Origin of the sequence: Adonisia turfae CCMR0081, from assembly GCF_011009555.1 — a bacterium.
Taxonomy (GTDB): domain Bacteria; phylum Cyanobacteriota; class Cyanobacteriia; order Phormidesmidales; family Phormidesmidaceae; genus Leptothoe; species Leptothoe turfae.
Map to the genome: position 1 here is coordinate 215281 of NZ_QXHD01000004.1, position 6167 is coordinate 221447.

4 protein-coding genes and 1 CRISPR repeat array are annotated in these 6167 nt (G+C 49.4%); of the genes, 1 reads left to right on the forward strand and 3 read right to left on the reverse strand.

What is annotated here, in order from left to right:
• Positions 1-47 precede the first annotated feature (47 nt).
• A CRISPR array of direct repeats spans positions 48-446; the repeat unit is 37 nt; unit sequence GTTTCAGTCCCGGTTGTCGGGATTGGTGTTTGGCGAG.
• 473 nt (positions 447-919) lie between these two features.
• Positions 920-1051 (forward strand): hypothetical protein, encoded by a 132-nt coding sequence (locus DXZ20_RS38160; RefSeq protein ID WP_284681662.1) that lies wholly within the window; start codon positions 920-922, stop codon positions 1049-1051.
• A gap of 124 nt (positions 1052-1175) precedes the next feature.
• Here DXZ20_RS38160 and uvrA read toward each other — a convergent pair whose 3' ends face one another.
• From uvrA to DXZ20_RS05180, 3 genes are all read right to left on the reverse strand, one after another.
• Positions 1176-4259 carry an excinuclease ABC subunit UvrA gene (gene uvrA / locus DXZ20_RS05170; RefSeq protein WP_163696844.1) on the reverse strand — a complete coding sequence of 1028 codons (3084 nt, stop codon included), beginning with the start codon at positions 4257-4259 and terminating at the stop codon, positions 1176-1178.
• Positions 4260-4574: 315 nt separating this feature from the next.
• Positions 4575-5135 carry a Uma2 family endonuclease gene (locus DXZ20_RS05175; RefSeq protein WP_163670111.1) on the reverse strand — a complete coding sequence of 187 codons (561 nt, stop codon included), beginning with the start codon at positions 5133-5135 and terminating at the stop codon, positions 4575-4577.
• A gap of 78 nt (positions 5136-5213) precedes the next feature.
• The coding region (locus tag DXZ20_RS05180) for an amidohydrolase family protein (protein WP_163703408.1) at positions 5214-6167 on the reverse strand (954 nt) is incomplete at its 5' end.

Sequence of the window (6167 nt, forward strand, 5' to 3'; positions counted from 1 at the left end):
TGTTTGGCGAGCAATGCCCCTTCTAAAACTCGTTGGCTCAATTGAGCGTTTCAGTCCCGGTTGTCGGGATTGGTGTTTGGCGAGTGTAACCATCCGGGAGTTCGAAAAACTCCCACTCAAGTTTCAGTCCCGGTTGTCGGGATTGGTGTTTGGCGAGCTCAACGTATCGAAATCGTCTAAAACCCTGCCTATGTTTCAGTCCCGGTTGTCGGGATTGGTGTTTGGCGAGTCATCAACAACCTCATCAGAAAGAGTAGCAATAACGTTTCAGTCCCGGTTGTCGGGATTGGTGTTTGGCGAGGTCTGAAGAACTCCATTATTATCGAGAAAGGTATACTGTTTCAGTCCCGGTTGTCGGGATTGGTGTTTGGCGAGCTTCCCGTACCAGATTGAAGCCTAATACGCTGACGTTTCAGTCCCGGTTGTCGGGATTGGTGTTTGGCGAGTCCGTAGGCCCAAACGATTATCAGATAAGGTTTCTACCGGTAATTTTGGCAAAGGTCAAAACCAAGCAATAGATTTATCTGATTGCGATCGCAACCCATACATCTAAGAAACCTAAAACTATTCAATTATCAAGGTTCTAGCCATTTGGCAAACCCCAAGGGATTTTGCCCTCACTTCAGTTTGCCAAAAAATCATTAAATCAGGTATAGCCATTTAGAAAAACTTAGTATCCTTGAGCTTATCAACCAACCTCCTTTAAGGTTTCAGGTATTTGTCAGGATCATAGTTAGCAAGCTTCACCGCATCATTTCTAGTTAGCGAGCCTGACCACATCCTTTTTAGAAAGTTGGTAGCCTATAGGCGTACCTCTTTGTATTAGCCTGCCGTCATGTTTTTCCCATTTTGTAAACCCCATGCATCTGAAAACTGCACCAATAGTGATTACGCCAATTTCTATGCCAATTGCCAAAAGATGAAACTTCATTGGCTAAAGACCAGCCGTAACCGGCTACAGGTGCAGCTAGCGGCTATCAATGCAGCCATTGGCGAGCTTGAAAGCCAAATCCCAGCGGATAGCGAACCCTCCACCGAGTCAGCGGCTTAGGTTTCAATTCCCCGTAGGTTGGGTTATCCAAACTCCTGAACCCTTGCACCCATCAAAACCTTTCATTAACCCAACCTACATCTCACATGCTGCACATCATCCCAAAATCTCCATATCTCCTCAATTACGCTGTAGGTGGATGTTGCTCCAGCACATGCTTCAAATAATGCCCTGTATAAGAATTTTCCGCCTGAGCGACTTCTTCGGGTGTACCCTCAGCGATAATTTGACCACCGCGATCGCCCCCTTCAGGACCTAGATCAATCACCCAGTCGCAGCAGCGGATTACATCCAGGTTGTGCTCAATCATCACCACAGAATTACCTTTGTCCACCAAACGCTGCACCACATCCAGCAGTTTGTGAACATCGTAGAAAGATAAGCCCGTAGTCGGCTCATCAATCAGATACATGGTTTTACCTGTAGAGCGACGGGCCAATTCAGAGGCCAGCTTCATGCGCTGAGCCTCACCACCAGAAAGGGTGGGAGCCGTCTGCCCCAAGCGAATATAGCCCAGACCCACATCCACCATGGTCTGTAACTTATTGGCCGCCTTGTGGATATTCTCAAAGAATTTCAGGGCCTCTTCAGCCGTCATATTCAGCACATCGGAAATCGTTTTGCCCTTGTATTTCACCTGCAAAGTTTCACGGTTGTAGCGTGCACCTTTGCACACCTCACACTGAACGTATACATCGGGCAGAAAGTTCATGGCAATCACATTCACGCCCTGACCACCGCAGGCTTCACAGCGCCCACCCTTAACGTTAAAAGAGAATTGCCCACGCTTATAACCCCTCGCTTTAGCCTCAATAGTCTCAGCAAACAAATCGCGAATAACATCGAACACCCCTGTGTAGGTAGCCGGGTTCGAGCGCGGTGTACGACCAATGGGTGATTGATCAATGACGATGGCCTTATCTAAGGCTTTAAGCCCCTTAATCGGCTCCATCTGATTAGGTTCAGGCACTTTGCTACCAAAATGATGTTGCAGAGCCGGGTAAAGCAACTCATTAATCAAGGTGGATTTACCAGAACCAGAAACACCTGTGATGCAGACAAACTTACCTAGGGGAATATCAACATCGATATTCTCCAGATTGTTGCGATGGGCATTGCGAATTTGTAGCTTGCGGTTATTACCTGGTCTGCGTTCAGCGGGTGTACCAATACTCTCTCGCCCTGACAGATAAGCGCCCGTCAGAGACTCTTTATTTTTTAATAGCGCCTTCAAATCACCATTGACAACGATATCACCACCATGAACACCCGCCTTAGGCCCAATATCTACAATGTGGTCGGCAGCACGAATGGTATCTTCGTCGTGTTCAACCACAATTAGGGTATTACCCAAATTACGAAGACGATCAAGGGTTTTTAATAACCGTGCGTTATCACGTTGATGTAAACCGATACTGGGTTCGTCAAGAACGTATAGCACCCCCGTCAAACCCGCACCGATTTGAGTTGCGAGGCGGATACGCTGGGCCTCACCACCTGACAACGTCATAGCAGTACGATCCAGGGTGAGATAGTCCAACCCCACATCCAACAAAAATGTAAGGCGAGCTTTAATTTCTTTAAGGACCAACTCACCAATAGCAAGTTGCTTCTTACTGAGAAGGGAGTCTTCTCCGTGCTCACCCATAACATCTTCGATGTTGTATAGGCAATCACGAATGGAAACACTGGTAAAGTCAAGAATGTTGTATGGCCCCATTCTGACGGCAAGAGATTCTGGCCGCAACCTGGCTCCATTACAGGTTTCACACACTTGATCGATCAAATACTTTTCGAGCTTTTGTTTGTAGAGATCGGACGTGCTCTCACGGTACTGTCGGTCAAGAATGGGAAGCACTCCATCATATTTGCGTTCGTAGCCCTTTTTGTCGCGGTAACGGGAGTCGGTTTCGATATAAATCTTGTCAGGGGAACCGTGGAGAATAATGTCGCGCTGTTCGTCGGTAAGGCTAGACCAGGTGGATTGAATCTCAAACCCGTAGGCTTGACCAACGCTGTAAAGAAGAGAGAAATAATAGGTGTTATCTTTATCGGACCAGGGTGCGATCGCAGCATACACTGGCAAATTCGGATCAGGCACCACCAAATCTGCCGCAAACCGCCGATGACTGCCTAACCCATGGCAGTCAGGGCAAGCGCCATAGGGTGAATTAAACGAAAACAGACGAGGCGACAGTTCATCCATCACCGCCCCATGTTCTGGACAAGCAAAATTCTCAGAAAAGACTAGCTCTGACGGCAATTCAGCACCGTATTCTCCCTCTTCCTCTGCCGCTACAGGCATGTCAGCCTTCTTGCCCTTACCCCCACTTTTAGCCTTGAGCGGCACCACATTGTCCTTGTTACGATCAGCGAGAATATCAATAACCGCAATGCCCTCAGCCCGTTTTAGACAGGTAGCCAAGGAATCCGCCAGACGCTCCTGGATATCGTCTTTCTTCACCAGGCGGTCCACCACCACTTCAATATCGTGGATCTTATTCTTTGATAGCTCAATATTGTCGCTGAGATCACGGATTTCGCCATCCACCCGCACCCGCACAAAGCCTTCCGCCGCTAATCCCGACAGCAGTTTAGCATGGGTCCCTTTCTTGCCGCGCACCACCGGGGCCAAAATCTGAAAGCGCGTGCGGTCTGGCAAGGCCATCACCCGATCCAGCATTTGGTCAATGGTCTGGGGGGCAATGGAGCGATCGCAATGGGGACAATGGGGTTGACCTGCCCGACCATAAAGCAATCGCAGATAGTCGTAAATTTCAGTTACCGTCCCTACGGTGGAGCGAGGGTTATGGGAGGTGGACTTTTGATCAATGGAAATCGCCGGACTCAGCCCTTCAATGGAATCCACATCGGGCTTGTCCACCTGCCCTAGAAACTGCCGGGCATAGGCACTGAGGGATTCAACGTAGCGGCGCTGGCCCTCGGCAAAAATCGTATCGAAGGCAAGGGATGACTTACCAGAACCAGACACCCCCGTAAAGACGATCATCTGGTTGCGGGGCAGGTCCAGATCGATATTCTTTAGGTTGTGCTGACGGGCACCGCGAATGCGGATCAGGTCATCCGATAGGTTCGTCAGTTTAGTTTTTGCTGCCCTGCCATTAGTCGTCACCTTGCCATTAGCGGCTTTGCCGTTGCCGCTCGACTTGCGTGTCTTGGCCGTTTTCGAGGTCTTTGACTGGGGCATGGGGCGGATAGGGTTACAGCTCAGGCAGGTAAATCATAACTAGACTGATAAATCAGTACTAGTACTAGCAAAACATTTCTTTATGGTAAGTCATAGAGTTTAACCATGTGGTGTTAAGTGTGGCAAAAGGGATCGAGACGTTGCATGCAATGTCTGTCTGTCTGTGAGGATGGCAAAGTAGGGGCGTTGCCTTGTGCACGCCCTGGGCAAAAGAGGCGTTGCCTTGTGCACGCCCTGGGCAAAAGAGGCGTTGCCTTGTGCACGCCCTGGGCAAAGGATTTTGCAAACTGACTAGTCAACGCTGACGCCATCGCACTAATCAAAAAGGGAGGCAACCCCGCAGCTAAAGTCTGGCAATAAAGGACTGGTTAATGTGTCTTTAGCATAGAGAGTAAGGACTTTAACCAAAATGCCGTCTTCGCGACGAAAAACCTCAGCCATTTGCTGTTCGCGATCAAAGATCCAATATTCTTGGACACCTTCCACAGAATAAAGTTTAAGTTTAGATTTTCTATCACGATCTTTATCCTTCTGCGACTGAGATAGGACCTCAATCACCAGTTCAGGTGCCCCTGTCAGATGACCTGCATCGTCCATCAATGTTTCAATTCGCTCATTGCTGACCCAAATGAGATCGGGAATGACTGCATTGGTAGGGGAAAAAATCACTCCTGGAGTAAAGATAGGTTTTCCCAATGGCAATTTCTTAGACCAGGCCAAAAGTTCTGCATAAATGGCACCGGCAACATCCTGATGTTTCCAATGGGGTGCTCTAGTCACATGCAGGTCTCCATCAATGATTTCAAAGCGATCGCTACTGTCAGGCAGGCTCTCTAAGTCATCTACCGTCCAGCGAACTTTTTTAGCTGCTGTCATCGACCTGTCTCCGCAGAATGAAGTATTTCAATGATAAACGCTAGGCAAGTAAGGGCGTTGCATGTAACGCCCCCACAATCATCCCACCTCTTGTTGCCACTTAATCTCAGGCGGGGTTGTCTCCACCAGTACTTTTCCACGAGAAATCACATGACTGACGACGGGTCGACAGCGGATGGCTTCATATTTGCTGGTGCAGTCCAACACAATCAGGTTAGCGGGTTTGCCAACATCTATACCGTAGGAGTCTTGCAGGTTTAGGGTGTTGGCTCCGCAGATGGTTGCCATGTCGTAGCAGGCATCCAGTTCTTTAAGACCCGTCATTTGGCAAACGTGAACAGCCATGGAGACAACATCGAGCATATGGCCCATGCCGAGACCGTACCAGGGATCCTGGATGCAATCATTGCCGAGACTGACGTTCAAACCAGCTTGCCACAGTTCTTTAACACGGGTGAGGCCACGGCGTTTGGGGTAGGTATCGGTGCGGCCCTGAAGGGTGATATTGATCAGGGGATTGGCGATGAAGTTAATCTGGGACCGTTTTAGGAAGCCCATGAGTTTGAAGGCATAGGCATCGTTGTAGGAGCCAAATGCGGTGGTGTGACTGGCGGTGACTTTTTCGTTTAAACCAGTGCGCAAGGCGCAGGCGGAGACGACTTCGAGAAAGCGAGATTGGTCGTCGTCGATTTCGTCGCAGTGGATATCGATCAGACGATCATATTTTTGGGCGAGTTCGAAGATGCGGTGGACGGAGCGGACACCATCTTCGCGGGTGAGTTCGTAATGGGGAATGCCACCGACGGCATCGGCTCCTTGTTTGATCGCTTCTTCCATCAGGTCGTCGTTTTTGGGGCCGCCATAAATGCCATCTTGGGGAAAGGCGACAACTTGGACGGTCATCCAGTCTTTGACGGTGTCACGCACTTCGAGCAAGCCTTGCAACGCAGTTAGACTGGCTTCACTGACATCAGCATGGGTACGGACAAAAAGGGTACCCTGGCTGGCCATTAGTTTGAGAGCGGCGGTGGC

Excerpts from the sequence above, each read along its gene's own strand:
- DXZ20_RS05175 (WP_163670111.1), bottom strand. The coding sequence starts at position 5,135 with ATGACAGCAGCTAAAAAAGTTCGCTGGACGGTAGATGACTTAGAGAGC.
- uvrA (WP_163696844.1), bottom strand. The coding sequence starts at position 4,259 with ATGCCCCAGTCAAAGACCTCGAAAACGGCCAAGACACGCAAGTCGAGC.
- DXZ20_RS38160 (WP_284681662.1), top strand. The coding sequence starts at position 920 with ATGAAACTTCATTGGCTAAAGACCAGCCGTAACCGGCTACAGGTGCAG.